Origin of the sequence: Lentibacillus sp. JNUCC-1, from assembly GCF_009741735.1 — a bacterium.
Taxonomy (GTDB): Bacteria; Bacillota; Bacilli; order Bacillales; family Amphibacillaceae; genus Lentibacillus_B.
In genome coordinates, this window is record NZ_WHOH01000003.1 from 773,199 (window position 1) to 788,266 (window position 15,068).

A 15,068-nucleotide genomic window follows, 5' to 3' on the forward strand; every position below is an offset into this window, starting at 1 on the left:
TGAAAAATTAAAGCACGTAGGCTAGAATGTAACTATAATAAAATATCGATTCTATCTTCGGGGCAGGGTGAAATTCCCGACCGACGGTAAGAGCTGTTATATCAGTTCAAGTCCGTGACCCGCTTGGCAAATGCCATGCGGCTGATCCGGTGCAAGTCCGGAACCGACAGTACAGTCTGGATGGGAGAAGATACCGCGTACAACAGTGGTGTGCATTTAGCATCCCTGTGTTTCCATGTATACCCAAACCCTAAAGCCCCTTTAGCTTTAGGGTTTTTATAGTGCTATTAGAAACATGGAAAGAATGACGGGTCCTTCATCAAGATTGGAATCGATAAAAATGATGGAGGAGATTGAAATGCAAAAAACACGTTCGACGAAATTATTAAAAATGATTATTCTGGCACTACTTGGGACAGTTTCTTTGGCTTTGATATTCCTGAACTTTCCGTTGCCAATGCTTCCCCCGTTTCTGAAAGTTGATTTCAGTGATGTACCGGCTTTAATTGCATCCTTTATATTTTCACCGCTTGCCGGGGTTGTTGTAATCGCCATTAAAAACGTGCTGTATTTATTATTTGGCTTTGGTGAACCAGTAGGTGTAGCAGCGAACTTCCTAGCAGGTGTCATGTTTGTTTTGCCCGTTTCACTTCTGTACAAAAGATATAAAACCACTAAAAGCATCGTTTCAGGCCTTGTTACAGGGACGATTATTATGGCAATTGGCATGAGTGTCTTGAATTATTTTGTTCTTCTGCCGATCTACGCTATGTTTATGGGAATGGAAGAATTCAGTTCAATTGAAGCTGTGCGTCAAGTCGTTGTGATCGGTGTCCTGCCGTTTAACATTATAAAAGGTATCATAGTAGGGGCACTATTCATCCCGCTCTTTAAGAAAATGCGCACCTGGATCGAACGAGAACGCACCACATTCGCATCTTAACCACACAGAAAAGCCGACTGCACCCCAGTCGGCTTTTTACATGCTTTTTTGCACTTTCCCTAACGAACAATTGCCACAAACTGCGAATTAATGAAAACTTGAATGACTGCTTCTGGCAACCGCTCGGGGAAAACACTCCGCGTCCAGTGGGCGCTGATGAGCCTCCTCGCGCTGCGCGCTGTGGGGTCTCATCTAGGCTTTTTCTCCCACAGGAGTCTCCGTGTTTTCCCCGAGCTTGGTGAGGTATGTGTTCTATCCCTTTTTTTATAAAGCAATTCGCTAATCTAAGCCGCCCACAAACATGCCATAAATAGGGACACATATAGCGGAGAAAATACATGAAGACTCCTGCGGGAACAGCACGAGTCCGAAGACCCCACAGCGGTGGTCTTTCCGCGAGGAGGCTGAGGCCGTGCCCGCGGAAAGCGAAATGTATTTTCGGAGCGACGGCTTTCCTCGTACAAGCTTAGTTAGTTCGCAGTTTACTTTAATTGTGATTAAAAAAATACTTGTTAGTAGTGCGGGTGGTTTTTATTTGGATTTTGGTACGACTCCGATTGTGCATCTTGAGACGCAGATGAGTTGTTCTTTTTCGTCTGTTATTTTGATATCCCAGACCTGAGTGGTTCTTCCGACATGAAAGGGGACTGCTCTGGCTGTTACGGTTCCATCACGTTTGCTTTTAATATGATTGGCATTAATTTCAAGACCGAAAACAAGGTATTGTTCCAGATCAACCTGCAAAGTAGCTCCGACGCTTGCAGCTGTTTCTGCCAATGCAACACTTGCTCCTCCGTGTAGATATCCAACAGGCTGACGTGTCCGATCATCGACCGGCATGGTCATTTCTACAAGGTTTTGATCTAATGAAGTAATTTCAATACCCAGTGCATTCATTAAAGTCTCTTCGGATTCCATACACTCTCAACCTTCCCCTCAGTTAATAAAAGCGCTTATTAATAGACTCAACCCAAGCAGCAAACCAAATAATGAATTTGTTTTGCCAGTGGCCACCATGGCTGGCATCATTTCGATCGGCATTGTCTTCCCTTTGAAGTTTTGAATGACGTCTGCTGCCTTTTTCGCGGAGAGCAGTACGATCAGGGATAAAATGGGAAGAATACCTAAAATAACGTAAATAACAGTTAAACCATAAGCAACGGTGAACATGACGGCCAACAACACAATAGCTTTCGGTCGTCCGAGAAGAATTGCAATGGTTTTACGACCGTTCTCTTTATCGCCATCAAGATCACGTATGTTGTTCGCGAGCAAAATCGCTCCGATGAAAATAGCAGTCGGCACAGAAATCCATATGACGTCTGAAGTAACAGTACCAGTCTGAATAAAATAGCTGATACCGATAATGACAGTGCCCATCAAGAAACCTGAGAAAAACTCACCAAATGGGGTATAGGCAATCGGAACTGGGCCGCCAGTGTATAAATAACCAATTAGCATTCCTACTGCTCCGATTAGCGCGACCCACCAGCTGGTTTCGATGCTGATGTAGATCCCAAGTAAAACCGCAATTCCAAAGAACGCGAGGGCGAGACTTAACACAGTTCTTGGGGCGATGCCGTCACGCACAATCGTGCCACCAATCCCGACTGATTTATCATTATCCAACCCTCTTACAAAATCATAGTATTCATTAAACATGTTTGTTGCAGATTGAATCAGCATAGCTGCAATGAGCATGGCTGCAAACAAGAGCCCATGGAGCGTCCCTGTTACGTAAAAAGCTATCATCGTTCCTATGAAAACAGGCACGAATGATGCGGTTAATGTATGGGGGCGCAACAGCCTCCACCAAACTTGCCAGCCGTCTTGTTCATTAAGCGCGGCTCTTATATCTGTTTTACTCATGACTAAATAATCCCCCTGTCGTCCGTATCATATTAAGTTTAGGCAATTCCCCATAGGGTGTCAATGCCCAACAATATTTTACAGTTATTCTTCCAAAACGGCATCATAAAAAATGATTTAAAGTGCCCCCATTGATGAATATAAGACACAAACTGCGAACTAGTGAAAGTTTTTAAGAGCGTTCTTACTACATAAGATGAAGGCAAATCAATGTGCATAGTAAGCAGATCGTGATTTGCGCTCCGGGAAGTCGCTTTAACTTTATCACAGCTCAAGTGCGACATCTGTTCAAGAAGGACACTTTCACAGTGTCTTCTAGCCGCGGGCACGGCCTCAGCCTCCTCGCTCGCAAAGACCGCTCACTGTGGGGTCTTCGGACTCGTGCTGTTCCCGCAGGAGTCGACTTCCCTCCGCTCCAATCACTTTATTTAATTCAGAGGCTTGGACGGTTCTACTCACATAAGAGTTAGGGAATAATCACTCATACCAAGCTCGGGAGAAACACGGAGACTTCTGGTGCGGCCGAGCATAGGTCGTAATATATAACGGGTGGAATCCCCGTCGAGAAAGAACTAGCCATTCACTCGTAGCGAGTCTTGGACGGCAAATGGTAACATTTGCCCTTAAGCGTAGACAGCGAGGTGATGGGCCGTAAGCCAAGCGGTTGAAGGGATTGAGCTCCGAAATTCGTGCTTTCAGGAAGGTCGATATGCTCAGGAGCATAGAAGGCAACATTGCTATGATCGACAAGGCAAGATCATAACAGCTTCCTCGGAGTCGGTGACCTCGGCACGTCACACATTGATATATTACGGCAACTCGGGAGGTCCTTTAGATCTCTTCTGACGAAGAGTAATGACGAACAAGCGATAATAAAGTAAGGGCTGTCAGATGTCTAAAGGAAGTCGGATAGCGGCATAGTACCAAAGAAATCGGGTAACTCCGATGGAGGGAAGGCCGCTACCTGTCATCGACCTTGAAAGGGAAACATTATCTACACACAGAGGTGGAATTAATGATGGAAACGAAACTAACAAGGATAGCAGAATTAGCTAAGAAAGATAAGAATATGGCGTTTACGTCATTGGCACATCTCTTAAACGTGAACAATCTTAAACAATGTCATTATGAATTGCCTAGTGAAAAAGCCAGAGGTACAAAAGGAATTTCTAAGGAAGGCTACGGCGATAACCTCAATGAAAATGTCGATGATCTGGTCAAACGGCTTAAGAACAATGCTTACCGCCCTGTACCAGTCAGACGCACTTACATTGATAAGCCGGGCTCGAGAAAGAAAAGACCTTTAGGTATCCCTGACCATGAGGATAAGATTGTTCAACGGGCTATAGGGAAGATTCTTAATGCCATATATGAGAATGATTTTCTTGAAAGCTCTTTTGGCTTCCGCCCTAACAGAAACTGTCATGATGCGTTGAAAATCCTGAATGTATATATTGAAAAGCGCCCCACCAACTTTGTGGTGGATGCTGATATTAAAGGATTCTTTGACAATGTTGATCATGACTGGATGATGAAGTTTCGGAACCATCGTATCAAAGACCCGAACCTCTTAAGAATCATCCGACGCTTCCTTAAGGGAGGTTACATGGAGGAAGGAAAGTATTTTGATACGGATAAAGGGACTCCGCAAGGAGGGATCATTTCCCCCATTTTAGCGAATGTGTATTTGCACTATGTACTAGACCTATGGTTTGAGAAACGGGTCAAGAAGCAATGCAAAGGACATGCATACATCGTGCGCTATGCCGATGACTTTGTATGTTGTTTTCAGTATGAGGACGAAGCAAAAGCTTTCTACTCAGCATTAATTAAAAGACTAGCCAAATTTGGCTTGGAAATAGCTGAAGACAAAACAAGTATCATTTCATTTGGTCGAAACGCTGGAAATGGAGGATCTGGAAAGCCATCTACATTTGATTTTCTTGGCTTCACGCACTATTGCAGTAAAAGCCGAACCGGTAACTTTCGTGTTAAACGAAAGACCAGTCGCAAGAAAATGAAAGCCAAGCTAGCGAATCAAAAGGAGTGGCTGAAAGCCAATCGAAACAGAGATATTCAAGAGATTATGGCAAGACTCGATCGGTCACTTAAAGGATATTACAACTATTATTGTATTACAGATAATACGTTGGCGGTGGAGGAATTCCTCTACCGGGTCAAGCAATTGTTATTTAAGTGGATGAATCGACGGAGTCAAAGGAAATCTTTTAGTTGGGATAAATTCAACTTATTCTTAAGAAAATACCCCTTGCCCAAGCCGAAAATGAAAGTGAACATTTACGAACTAAGAAACGAGATTAGCTATATTTTGTAAATGATGATAGGAAGAGCCGTGTGCGGTAATACTGCACGCACGGTTCTGTGAGGAGTGAGGAATACTCTCGAAAACTAGAGAGTATTCCCGCTTACTCGACCGGGATGCAAAGCCTCGATGAGACCCCGGAGGTCGGCAGACCGAGGAGGCTCAGCAGCGCCCGCGGAAAGCGCAGTGTTTCCCCCGAGCGGCTGCATGAGGCAATCATAAGTTAGTTCGCAGTTTACTTAAACTTTGAACTTTTAGTAGCACAACTAAAATCGTCCTTGTGTTAAAAGGTGATTCCTTGAGAAAGCTGTCAATAAAGCATAAAATGAAGTAGGGCTATGATTGATATTTAATGGAGGACTTGTTCATGATAGATACAAAACATGCTGGCTTGTTTGATTTCCTCAATAAAGGAATTGCTGAGGCGAAATCTGCAGGTCACGGTCAATTACTTAGCATAACTGAAAAATTCAAAGTGACATCACTTTTAAGATGCTTTGAAAATGCAGGGAAGTCAGCCATGTCCCGCGCGTTCTGGATGAATCCAGATCATTCATTTACGATGGTTGGAGCGGGTGATGTCTATTCAATGATCGAAAAAACTCAGGAAAATTATAATATACGTAAGGAATGGGCTGATATTCAAGCTCAAGCGATCATCCATAATCCTTATGATGTTCCAGGTACAGGCTTGGTAGCAATGGGAGGGATGTCTTTTGATCCATTAAAAAAATCGACGTCGCTCTGGCAGCAATTCCCTGAAAAGAAATTTATTGTGCCTGCATTTGTGATCGTTCAAAATGAAACAGGTTGCTTTTTAACAATGAATGTTCTAGTAAATGGTGATGAGGATGCTTCCCGTATAGAAATGCAGCTCAAGGCTACCGCTGAAACACTTTTGCGCGATCAGTCCATTCCAAAAAAAGATTCTTTTACTGTTAAAAAGCAGATGGAAATAGAACCCGACACGTGGAAAAAAACAGTGGAAAAGGCGATTGAAACAATCCAAAACGGACCAATAGAAAAGATTGTCCTGGCGCGGGAAATGCGCTTATATTTCTCTGATCCTGTGAGTCATCATGAAGTACTGAAGCAATTAATCGAAACCCAACCTAATAGTTACGTATTTGCTTTTCATTTTGGAGAGGCTTGCTTCATTGGGGCAACTCCGGAGCAACTTGTCAAAATTGACGAGGGGCTAGTGTTCTCTATGTGTCTTGCAGGGACAGCTCCACGAGGTGAAACTCCAAGTAAAGATGCTTCTCTGGCAGATGAATTATTAAATGATCAAAAAAATAGGCAGGAGCATGATTTTGTTGTGCAGATGATCCGGAATTCTCTTGAGGATCATTGTGAGGATATTGCAATTCCGGAGATGCCTCATGTACGCCAGCTGAAGAATTTACAACATTTATATACGCCTGTGACAGCTAAGCTAAAGCAGGGACATGACTTGCTTCAATTGTCTGAAGCCTTGCATCCCACTCCAGCTCTGGGAGGTGTCCCACGGGATGCCGCGCTTGCTTTTATTCGCGAGGAGGAAAAGCTGGACAGGGGTTGGTATGGGGCACCAATCGGTTGGATGGACAGCCATGAAAATGGCGAATTTGCTGTAGCTATCCGCTCAGGACTGATTCGGAAAGACCAAGCGTCTTTATTTGCCGGCTGCGGCATTGTTGATGACTCTGATCCGGAAGCAGAGTACGAGGAGACCCTTATAAAACTTAAACCTATGCTGAACGTGCTTGGAGGTTCTTCCACATGAATCACACAGAACACCTTACAAAATATATCGGTCAATTTGTCGACGCATTGTGGCGGGGTGGCATGACAGACGTGGTCATTTCTCCTGGTTCACGTTCAACGCCGCTTGCGATGTTGTGTACTGAGCATGATGGGTTGAATGAATGGATCATAATTGATGAACGTTCAGCAGCATTTTTTGCACTTGGGCTTGCTAAGCAAACAAAACGTCCAGTTGGATTGATCTGCACATCGGGGACGGCTGCAGCCAATTATTTTCCTGCTATAGTCGAAGCCTATTACAGCCGCGTACCACTCGTTGTTATGACCGCAGATAGACCTCATGAACTAAGAGACGTTGGTGCGCCCCAGGCAATTGAGCAAATTAAACTGTACGGAGACTATGTTAAGTGGTTTCAGGAGATGGCGCTCCCGGAAGCGACACAGGGGATGCTTGAATACGTGCGGAATAAAGCCGTACGTGCCATACATATGGCGAAAGAAGGTAATGCCGGTGCCGTTCACCTGAATTTTCCTTTAAGGGAACCACTCATTCCAGATTTGGAGATGCCCGATAAATGGCTTGAAAAACAAGAAGGTTTATCAGCATTTCACACAGAGGGGCAAAAGCAGCTGCCAGCAGAGGATCTTCAGTCGTTAACGAATGAATGGCAATCTGCTTCTAAAGGTTTGTTCGTCTGCGGACCACAACCGGATCGTGACTTGGCTGCTCAATTGGTTAAGCTGGCAGCAAAGTGGGGGTGGCCAATTCTTGCTGATCCGCTTTCCCAGGTACGTTCTCTTGGCGGAACTGAGGATGTCGTGATTGAAACGTATGACGCTGTATTAAAAGAACCACAACTGCGCGAACGCTTTAAACCGGATGTAATCGTCCGTTTTGGGGCGATGCCGGTCTCAAAATCGTATTTATTTTTTGTGAAAGAAGCGGCAAGTGCGAAACATTATATTGTGGAACCGTCTCATGGTCACCGGGAACCGGCGGGGTTGCCCTCTCAATTTATTTATGCGGATCCGGTTATTTTGTGTAAAGCTTTAAATGAGCAACCAGCTTTACCTAAGCATCATTCACAATGGCTGGAGCAATGGCAGTCTGCTAACCAAACAGCCGCGGGGATTTTGCAGCAAGATCCTGATATTTTAACAGAAGGACAAGCTGTACGCATGATGGTGGATGCTCTTCCTGAGAACAGTACACTCTATGTTGGGAACAGCATGGCGATCAGAGATTTGGACAGCTTTCTAGTGCACAACCATAAATCCTTTGAGGTTTTGGCCAACAGAGGCGCAAATGGCATTGATGGCATGATTTCAAGTGGGGTTGGGGCCGCAGCTGCAAAAAAACGGGTTACACTCCTGCTTGGCGATCTCTCTTTTTTTCATGATATGAATGGGCTCCTTGCGGCGAAGCACTATGAACTGGACGTGACCATCCTTTTGATTAATAACAATGGGGCGGTATCTTCTCGTTCTTGCCTCAGGCTAAAAAAGGCAAGCACTTTGAAGCCTTGTTTGGCACGCCTCTTCATATTGATTTTAGCCATTCAGCTGCACTATATGATCTTGATTACCAGCTTGCTGAAGATGAAGCCAGCTTGCAGCATGCTCTTACCAACAGCTATAATCAACGTGGTACGTGTATTGTGGAAGTCCAGACAAACCGTGAAGACAATGCCGCGTGGCACAGGCAATTGTGGGCTGATATTGCCCGTGAGAATGATAAATAACAGTGGTGAAATTTGATGTATTTTACAAATGGGGAAGACAGTTATTGGTATGAGATGTATGGTGAGCGCGGGCCTGTAATCGTATTTCTTCATGGTTTTACCGGGCGAACAACAACCTGGAATGATGTGATACCTTTTTTTAATGAAACACATCGCGTGGTGCTTGTGGACCTCCCCGGACATGGACGAAGTAGGAGTGGTCAAAAGACGATGCAACAATGTTGCAAGGATCTTGAAGCTTTGTTCAGTTACTTAGAGCTTAATCATATCCATCTAGTCGGCTACTCCATGGGGGACGTACAGCTCTATCCTATGCAGTGGCTTTTCCTGAGCGGGTCAAAACACTTGTATTGGAGAGTGCTTCTCCAGGACTTGCAGAAGAAGCTGAAAGACAAGCACGAATTGAACGTGACGAGGTACTGGCCAGAAGAATTGAATCACAAGGCCTTGTTGCTTTCGTTGACTTTTGGGAGAACATCCCCCTGTTTGATTCTCAGAAACAATTGGCATCTGAGGTTCAGAAAGCTTTAAGAGCTGAACGCCTCTCCCAAACAGAAGCAGGTTTGAGTTCATCTCTGAGGGGAATGGGAACAGGGGCACAGCCTTCACTATGGCATCATTTAGAAGAGTTGGCCTGTCCGGTTTTGCTGATCACGGGAGCGTACGACCCCAAATTCGTCCGTATTAACACAGAGATGGAGGCGGAAATTCCTAATCCCCAGCTGGACATTGTACCACAATCAGGACATGCAATTCACGTGGAATTTCCATCGGTTTTTGGTAAAATATTAAGTACGTTTTTAGAGCAACATACTTAGATTGAGGAGGTCTATTATGACTGTAAACTGGGAAAAAGCAAGAAACTATCAAGAAATTGTATATGAAAAATATGACGGTGTAGCGAAAGTGACGATGAACCGTCCAGAAAAACGCAATGCCTTTACACCGCTCACTGTGAATGAAATGATTGACGCATTTGCAGATGCACGTGACGACTCGTCAATTGGTGTTATAATATTGGCGGGTGCTGGTGACAAAGCGTTTTGCTCAGGCGGCGACCAATCTGTAAGAGGTCATGGTGGATACGTAGGTGAGGACCAGGTTCCAAGACTAAATGTGCTCGATCTGCAGCGGTTGATTCGCACAATACCGAAGCCGGTTATTGCAATGGTCTCGGGTTATGCCATAGGTGGAGGGCATGTCCTTCACGTTGTGTGCGATTTGACAATCGCAGCAGACAATGCGATTTTTGGGCAGACCGGTCCTAAAGTCGGCAGTTTTGATGCTGGATATGGCGCAGGACTTTTGGCAGAAATGGTAGGGCAAAAGCGTGCGCGTGAAATTTGGTACCTATGTCGCCAGTATAGTGCTGATGAGGCATATGAAATGGGAATGGTTAACAAAGTCGTGCCGCTTGATGAATTGGAAACAGAAACCCTTCAGTGGTGCGAAGATATTCTTCAAAAGTCACCAACTGCGCTTCGTTTCCTGAAAGCATCGTTTAATGCTGCGACAGATGGCCTCGCAGGGTTACAGCAAATGGGGGAGACGCGACGCTCTTGTATTATACAACTGAGGAAGCTAAAGAAGGCCGAGATGCCTTTAAAGAAAAGAGAACACCGGATTTTAAACAATTTCCGCGTTTCCCATAAGTTTGTTTTAGAGAAAACCTTTGCCGAGCGCGAAGGTTTTCCTTTTGATCATTGGAAGGAGAAATCTTATGAGTGAAAGTATGGTTCCACATTGGCTGACAAAACAGGCGGAATTAAATCCGGATGCTACAGCTATTGAACTTGATTCGGGTGAGCAGATTTGCTTTTCTGAGCTTGAACAAAGAAGTAAAACGTATGCCCGGAAACTCGCGCAGGCCGGTGTCAAAGAGGATATGCATGTTGGGGTTCTATCCTCCAATAGCGTACAGATGGTTACATTGATTCATGCGCTCAGCTATCTTGGTGCTGTTGCTGTCATGCTTAACATTCGCTTAACCGATCAAGAGCTCAGTTATCAAGTCGATGATGCAGATGTGGAGAAAGTATTTGTACATGATGAGTTGAAATCAACGGCTTCAAAAATGCAATTTGCCTCAAAGGTGCACACTTTTTCTGATGTTGAGCAACTAGAAGAAGTTGAGGTTTTGTTAAAAACAGAGCTCGATTTGAATAAACCCTGCACCATTATGTATACGTCTGGTACAACAGGACACCCAAAAGGCGTCGTACATACTTATGGAAATCATTGGTGGAGCGCGGTGGGATCTGTTTTGAATCTTGGTCTGAAGCCTGAAGAAAAATGGCTCTGCGTCTTGCCGCTATTCCATGTTGGCGGATTCTCGATTCTGATTCGCAGTATGATGTACGGAATGCCTGTTTATTTATTGGAATCATTCAATGCGCAGGCTGTTAACCATGCCATCTGCCATAAAGGGGTTACGATTGCCTCGGTGGTCACCGTTATGCTGCAGCGTCTAATAGAAGATCTTGGAGACAATCACTATCCTGAAACCTTTCGGTGTATGCTCCTTGGTGGCGGGCCTGTGCCGCAACCAATCTTAGAAAAATCGAGCATCCTCTCGATCCCTGTTGTTCAAACATATGGTATGACAGAAACTTCGTCCCAAATTGCGACTTTGTCAGCAAGGGATGCACTTAAGAAAATTGGATCCGCTGGTAAAGCGCTCGTGCCTTCTCAGCTCCATGTTACTGCTGAACCGGGCGAAGTAGGGGACATTCTCGTTAAGGGGCCAATGGTCACAAAAGGGTATTATAAAAGACCTGATGCAACAAAAGCATCATTTGAGGAAGGGTGGCTGAAAACAGGCGATCTTGGCAGGGTGGATCAGGAAGGGTATCTCTATGTTGTGGAGCGTCATCATGACCTGATTATTTCTGGCGGTGAAAATATTTACCCCACCGAAATAGAAAATGTTCTGTATCAGATCCCAGAAGTGAAAGAAGCGGCTGTTGTTGGTCGGAGGGATGCGGAATGGGGGCAAGTTCCGGTGGCTTATGCAGTCGTTGGGCAAGAAGACGCCAATGCGTTAACAAAAGAACGTATGATGGCGGTTTTGATCAGAGAATTAGCCCCATACAAACGACCGAAAGACATTATTTTCCTTGACCAGCTGCCGCGAAATGCTACTAATAAAATCATGCGCCATAAACTTCGTTAAAAACAGATTACCAAGACTAAGGACTTGAGGGCTGAATCCCCACTCTCCGTTTACGTACATGTTTTTGCTGCTTTGGTGAAAACTGAGAGTGGAGGTGTATGATATGAAACGTAAAAAATATTACGTCAACATCGGCTCTACTGAGATTTCCCAAGTGACCTATGGTGATAATGCAGATTTTGTTGTTTATGCGACAGAGGCAGAGGTACTGCGGCTTCGAAGTTTAATGGATCAGATGTACACAGCAGATATGCGTTCTTTTTTCCGATCTCACGTTCCGATCATGTCTTACCATAACGACCAATCGAATGATGATCATGACAACCGTCTGACGGATGCTTTTCAACTCATATATCAATTGGGCAATGATGAAACAAAATCACATATTGAACACATGGGCGTGCTCAAGGATAAGCCGCTTTAGGTTTAGAAAGCCATCTCGAATACACCATTTCAATTCATGGTTTACAAAGCTGTTTTAAAAGGTATATAACCAATAACTAAAAAAACAGTCACCAGGGGGTGTCGAGATGGCTTTGATCAAACGGTTTTTCATGGTAGGATGTTTATTAAGTGCACTAATTGCGATCGCTTTGTTTATGACGCCACAAATAAACGGCTCGGCTAAAAGCAGTGATCAAGCAGATATTATACATAGAGAAGTTGCAGCGAAAGAACAAACAGTACCTGCAATTGACGATGAACACGTTAAACAGATTATCAATGAATTTATGGATAAAATTGTCCAAGATATTGATAAGGATAATAAAGTGACTGATTTCGATACAAAAAAAGCACTGCTGAATGATTTTGAAACCATTGCATCACGTGATGTTGCCGAACCTTATGTTGATTACTTCTTCAACGAAGATCAGAACGGGTTGTATATTGTCCCGACTGAAACACCACCATGGTTCGAACCTGAGGAGCCCTATGAATTAGAACGAATGACAGATCATAAAGTTCTCGTAACACAACAAAACAATTCGGTATTCTATGGTTCATATACAATGGAAATTGAATTAACCTATGATGAAAATTGGAAAATCACACATGTGAACGAGTACTGATTTTAGATGAAGGCAGCTGAATTTTTATGCACACATTCAGGGATTATTACAAGAACCTTGTAACGCTCTCTTTTGAGGACCATCCATTCAGTGAGCAACCAAAACATATTCTTGTTATTTGTGAATATAATGGTGAGTGGCTGCTGACCAAACATAGTGACCGCGGTTTGGAATTTCCCGGGGGAAAAGTTGAACCGGGCGAAACGGCTAAACAAGCTGCAGTTCGGGAAGTTCATGAAGAAACAGGTGGTATTGTTAACGCCATTCAGTATATCGGGCAGTATGTGGTCGAGGGAAAGGCCGAAACAGTATTTAAAAATGTTTATTATGCCACGATAACACGCTTGGAAACACAGTCTACGTACTTTGAAACAGAAGGTCCGGTTCTCAGAAAAGAGCTGCCGAAAGACATGAAAGTCGATCAGAATTTCAGCTTTATTATGAAAGATGAGATTGTCCCGAGGAGTATTGAACAAATTACACGTACAATAAAATCAATCTAAAAAAAGGCCTGGCATCTTCAAACATGCCAGGCCTTTTTAGTTGCTTATGATATTCGTGGTGACCAAGCCGTTTCCGCATTTGTTCATAGAATTCAACTTGTATGCTTAATCAGCCAACCTTCCACTTTTTCGACGCCTTTATACATGAGGGCTGCCACAATAGCGATGAGAATTAAGCTTGCCATAACAAGCGTGAAATCGAACACCTGGAACCCATATACAATTAAATATCCTAAACCTTCTTTCGAGACAAGAAATTCACCAACGATGACCCCAACCCACGCAAGCCCTACGTTTACTTTCAAAGTTGAAATCATAGCGGGGAGTGTAGCTGGGAAGACCGCTTCTTTAAAATATTGAAAACGTGTCGCTCCAAAACCTTGTAGTACTTTTATATAATTGGGATCCACTTCTTTAAAGGATGAATAGATGACAATGGTGGTGATCACAACTGAGATGGTTATCCCCATCGCAATAATGGATAAATAGCCCGGACCCAACGCAACAATGATAATCGGACCTAGTGCAACTTTTGGCATAGCGTTTAATATGACAAGGTAGGGATCCGCGATTTTCGATAGTCTGGTAGAAGCCCATAAGATACTTGCAAAGAGAATGCCTAGAACAGTTCCTAATATGAAACCGAGAACTGTTTCAAGCACTGTGATTTGCAGATGGTTGATAATGGAGCCATCTGCAAATTTATCAAACAGAAGCTGAGTGACTTTTGTTGGAGAACTAAAAATCAGCGGATCGATCCAGTAGCGTCTGCTGAACAACTCCCACGCTCCGAAAAAAAGGATCAATATAGCGAGCTGCCATGTAAGCACGATACGCCGTTCTCGTTTAAGTCCTAGTTTATACTGGTCAAAAAGTGATTGATCAGTCGGTTGTGTCATTATTGGCCCCCTCCTTATCACCGTATGACATGGCATCCTCATTATTTAATTCGTCCCATACTTTATCAAACAACACTTGATACTTTGGGTGCCTGCGAACAAGAAAGGGATCTTCATTACGTAGTTCAATTGGAACTTCAAAAGACTTCGAGATCCGTCCTGGATTTGCATCCATGATCAGAATACGGTCGCTCATGGAAATGGCTTCACCAATATCATGTGTGACAAGTAAAGCAGTTTTATGATAGTCTTTTAACATTTTTGAAACCAGATTTTCCAGCTTTAGTTTAGTTAAATAATCTAGAGCGGAGAAGGGTTCATCCAATAAGAGGATCTTTGGATCAGTTAAAAGCGTTCGAACAAGGGCCACTCTTTGCCGCATTCCTCCAGATAGCGAATCAGGATAGGCAGCTTCAATATCGGGAAGCCCGACCTCCTGCAACAAATGTCTGGCTTTTTCCACGGTCTCCGTCGTTTTTGTTCCTGCGATCTTGGGGCCCATGCACACGTTTTCTATGATGGTTTTCCAAGGGAACAGATAATCTTGCTGTAACATATAGCCAATAGCCATAGATGAATCCTGGATTGGTGCCTCATTTAGACGGACATGGCCTTCCGTTTGTGAAATGATGCCGGATATGATTGATAAGATTGTGGATTTGCCGCAGCCGCTTGGCCCAAGCAATGCTACAAATTCACCTTCGTCAGCAGCAAAGGTAATATCTTGCAGTGCTTTCGTGTAGTCTGTTTTGGAAAAGTAATGGTGAGAGACGTGATCAAGTTCTAAAAAAGCCACATAAT

12 protein-coding genes, 2 pseudogenes and 1 riboswitch are annotated in these 15,068 nt (G+C 43.9%); of the genes and pseudogenes, 10 read left to right on the top strand and 4 right to left on the bottom strand.

Going from position 1 to position 15,068, the window contains the following annotated elements; translation table 11 throughout:
- Positions 1–49 precede the first annotated feature (49 nt).
- Positions 50–196: riboswitch (FMN riboswitch) on the top strand.
- Positions 197–358: 162 nt separating this feature from the next.
- A complete protein-coding gene (locus tag JNUCC1_RS14385; protein ID WP_156646100.1) occupies positions 359–943 on the top strand; it encodes an ECF transporter S component in 585 nt (194 codons plus the stop codon).
- Between the two features lie 531 nt (positions 944–1,474).
- Here the strand turns inward: JNUCC1_RS14385 and JNUCC1_RS14390 are convergent.
- Together JNUCC1_RS14390 and JNUCC1_RS14395 are read right to left on the bottom strand one after the other, a co-directional pair.
- Positions 1,475–1,861, bottom strand: coding sequence for a hotdog fold thioesterase (locus JNUCC1_RS14390; protein ID WP_156646101.1), 387 nt, complete (start codon positions 1,859–1,861; stop codon positions 1,475–1,477).
- A gap of 18 nt (positions 1,862–1,879) precedes the next feature.
- Positions 1,880–2,812 (bottom strand): 1,4-dihydroxy-2-naphthoate polyprenyltransferase, encoded by a 933-nt coding sequence (locus JNUCC1_RS14395; RefSeq protein WP_156646102.1) that lies wholly within the window; start codon positions 2,810–2,812, stop codon positions 1,880–1,882.
- A gap of 1,015 nt (positions 2,813–3,827) precedes the next feature.
- Here JNUCC1_RS14395 and ltrA point away from each other — a divergent pair.
- From ltrA to ytkD, 9 genes and pseudogenes are all read left to right on the top strand, one after another.
- A complete protein-coding gene (gene ltrA / locus JNUCC1_RS14400) occupies positions 3,828–5,147 on the top strand; it encodes a group II intron reverse transcriptase/maturase (RefSeq protein ID WP_442915481.1) in 1,320 nt (439 codons plus the stop codon).
- A 355-nt stretch (positions 5,148–5,502) separates the two neighbouring features.
- Positions 5,503–6,900 (top strand): isochorismate synthase, encoded by a 1,398-nt coding sequence (locus JNUCC1_RS14405; protein ID WP_156646103.1) that lies wholly within the window; start codon positions 5,503–5,505, stop codon positions 6,898–6,900.
- Positions 6,897–8,639, top strand: a complete 1,743-nt coding sequence (menD, locus tag JNUCC1_RS14410) for a 2-succinyl-5-enolpyruvyl-6-hydroxy-3-cyclohexene-1-carboxylic-acid synthase (protein WP_331713796.1) — start codon at positions 6,897–6,899, stop codon at positions 8,637–8,639. The genes JNUCC1_RS14405 and menD overlap by 4 nt, the downstream gene beginning before the upstream one ends.
- A gap of 38 nt (positions 8,640–8,677) precedes the next feature.
- Positions 8,678–9,441 (top strand): annotated as a pseudogene (menH, locus tag JNUCC1_RS14415) (2-succinyl-6-hydroxy-2,4-cyclohexadiene-1-carboxylate synthase).
- A 16-nt stretch (positions 9,442–9,457) separates the two neighbouring features.
- Positions 9,458–10,275 (top strand): annotated as a pseudogene (gene menB / locus JNUCC1_RS14420) (1,4-dihydroxy-2-naphthoyl-CoA synthase).
- A gap of 68 nt (positions 10,276–10,343) precedes the next feature.
- Positions 10,344–11,795 (top strand): o-succinylbenzoate--CoA ligase, encoded by a 1,452-nt coding sequence (locus JNUCC1_RS14425; RefSeq protein WP_156646104.1) that lies wholly within the window; start codon positions 10,344–10,346, stop codon positions 11,793–11,795.
- 103 nt (positions 11,796–11,898) lie between these two features.
- The gene (locus tag JNUCC1_RS14430) at positions 11,899–12,219 is read left to right on the top strand and encodes a hydrolase (RefSeq protein WP_156646105.1); all 321 of its coding nucleotides are present in this window, start codon (positions 11,899–11,901) and stop codon (positions 12,217–12,219) included.
- 106 nt (positions 12,220–12,325) lie between these two features.
- On the top strand, positions 12,326–12,865 hold the full coding sequence (locus JNUCC1_RS14435) for a hypothetical protein (RefSeq protein ID WP_156646106.1): 540 nt from the start codon (positions 12,326–12,328) through the stop codon (positions 12,863–12,865).
- A gap of 26 nt (positions 12,866–12,891) precedes the next feature.
- A complete protein-coding gene (ytkD, locus tag JNUCC1_RS14440) occupies positions 12,892–13,368 on the top strand; it encodes an RNA deprotection pyrophosphohydrolase (RefSeq protein ID WP_156646107.1) in 477 nt (158 codons plus the stop codon).
- A 92-nt stretch (positions 13,369–13,460) separates the two neighbouring features.
- Here ytkD and JNUCC1_RS14445 read toward each other — a convergent pair whose 3' ends face one another.
- Both JNUCC1_RS14445 and JNUCC1_RS14450 read right to left on the bottom strand, forming a co-directional pair.
- Positions 13,461–14,267, bottom strand: a complete 807-nt coding sequence (locus JNUCC1_RS14445; RefSeq protein WP_156646108.1) for an ABC transporter permease — start codon at positions 14,265–14,267, stop codon at positions 13,461–13,463.
- Positions 14,251–15,063: an ABC transporter ATP-binding protein gene (locus tag JNUCC1_RS14450; protein WP_331713798.1), complete on the bottom strand. Its 813-nt coding sequence runs from the start codon at positions 15,061–15,063 to the stop codon at positions 14,251–14,253. Before JNUCC1_RS14450 ends, JNUCC1_RS14445 begins: the two co-directional genes overlap by 17 nt.
- Positions 15,064–15,068: the final 5 nt, after the last annotated feature.

Excerpts from the sequence above, each read along its gene's own strand:
- JNUCC1_RS14405 (WP_156646103.1), top strand. The coding sequence starts at position 5,503 with ATGATAGATACAAAACATGCTGGCTTGTTTGATTTCCTCAATAAAGGA.
- JNUCC1_RS14385 (WP_156646100.1), top strand. The coding sequence starts at position 359 with ATGCAAAAAACACGTTCGACGAAATTATTAAAAATGATTATTCTGGCA.
- JNUCC1_RS14430 (WP_156646105.1), top strand. The coding sequence starts at position 11,899 with ATGAAACGTAAAAAATATTACGTCAACATCGGCTCTACTGAGATTTCC.
- ltrA (WP_442915481.1), top strand. The coding sequence starts at position 3,828 with ATGATGGAAACGAAACTAACAAGGATAGCAGAATTAGCTAAGAAAGAT.
- JNUCC1_RS14390 (WP_156646101.1), bottom strand. The coding sequence starts at position 1,861 with ATGGAATCCGAAGAGACTTTAATGAATGCACTGGGTATTGAAATTACT.
- JNUCC1_RS14395 (WP_156646102.1), bottom strand. The coding sequence starts at position 2,812 with ATGAGTAAAACAGATATAAGAGCCGCGCTTAATGAACAAGACGGCTGG.
- menD (WP_331713796.1), top strand. The coding sequence starts at position 6,897 with ATGAATCACACAGAACACCTTACAAAATATATCGGTCAATTTGTCGAC.
- ytkD (WP_156646107.1), top strand. The coding sequence starts at position 12,892 with ATGCACACATTCAGGGATTATTACAAGAACCTTGTAACGCTCTCTTTT.
- JNUCC1_RS14425 (WP_156646104.1), top strand. The coding sequence starts at position 10,344 with ATGAGTGAAAGTATGGTTCCACATTGGCTGACAAAACAGGCGGAATTA.
- JNUCC1_RS14445 (WP_156646108.1), bottom strand. The coding sequence starts at position 14,267 with ATGACACAACCGACTGATCAATCACTTTTTGACCAGTATAAACTAGGA.
- JNUCC1_RS14435 (WP_156646106.1), top strand. The coding sequence starts at position 12,326 with ATGGCTTTGATCAAACGGTTTTTCATGGTAGGATGTTTATTAAGTGCA.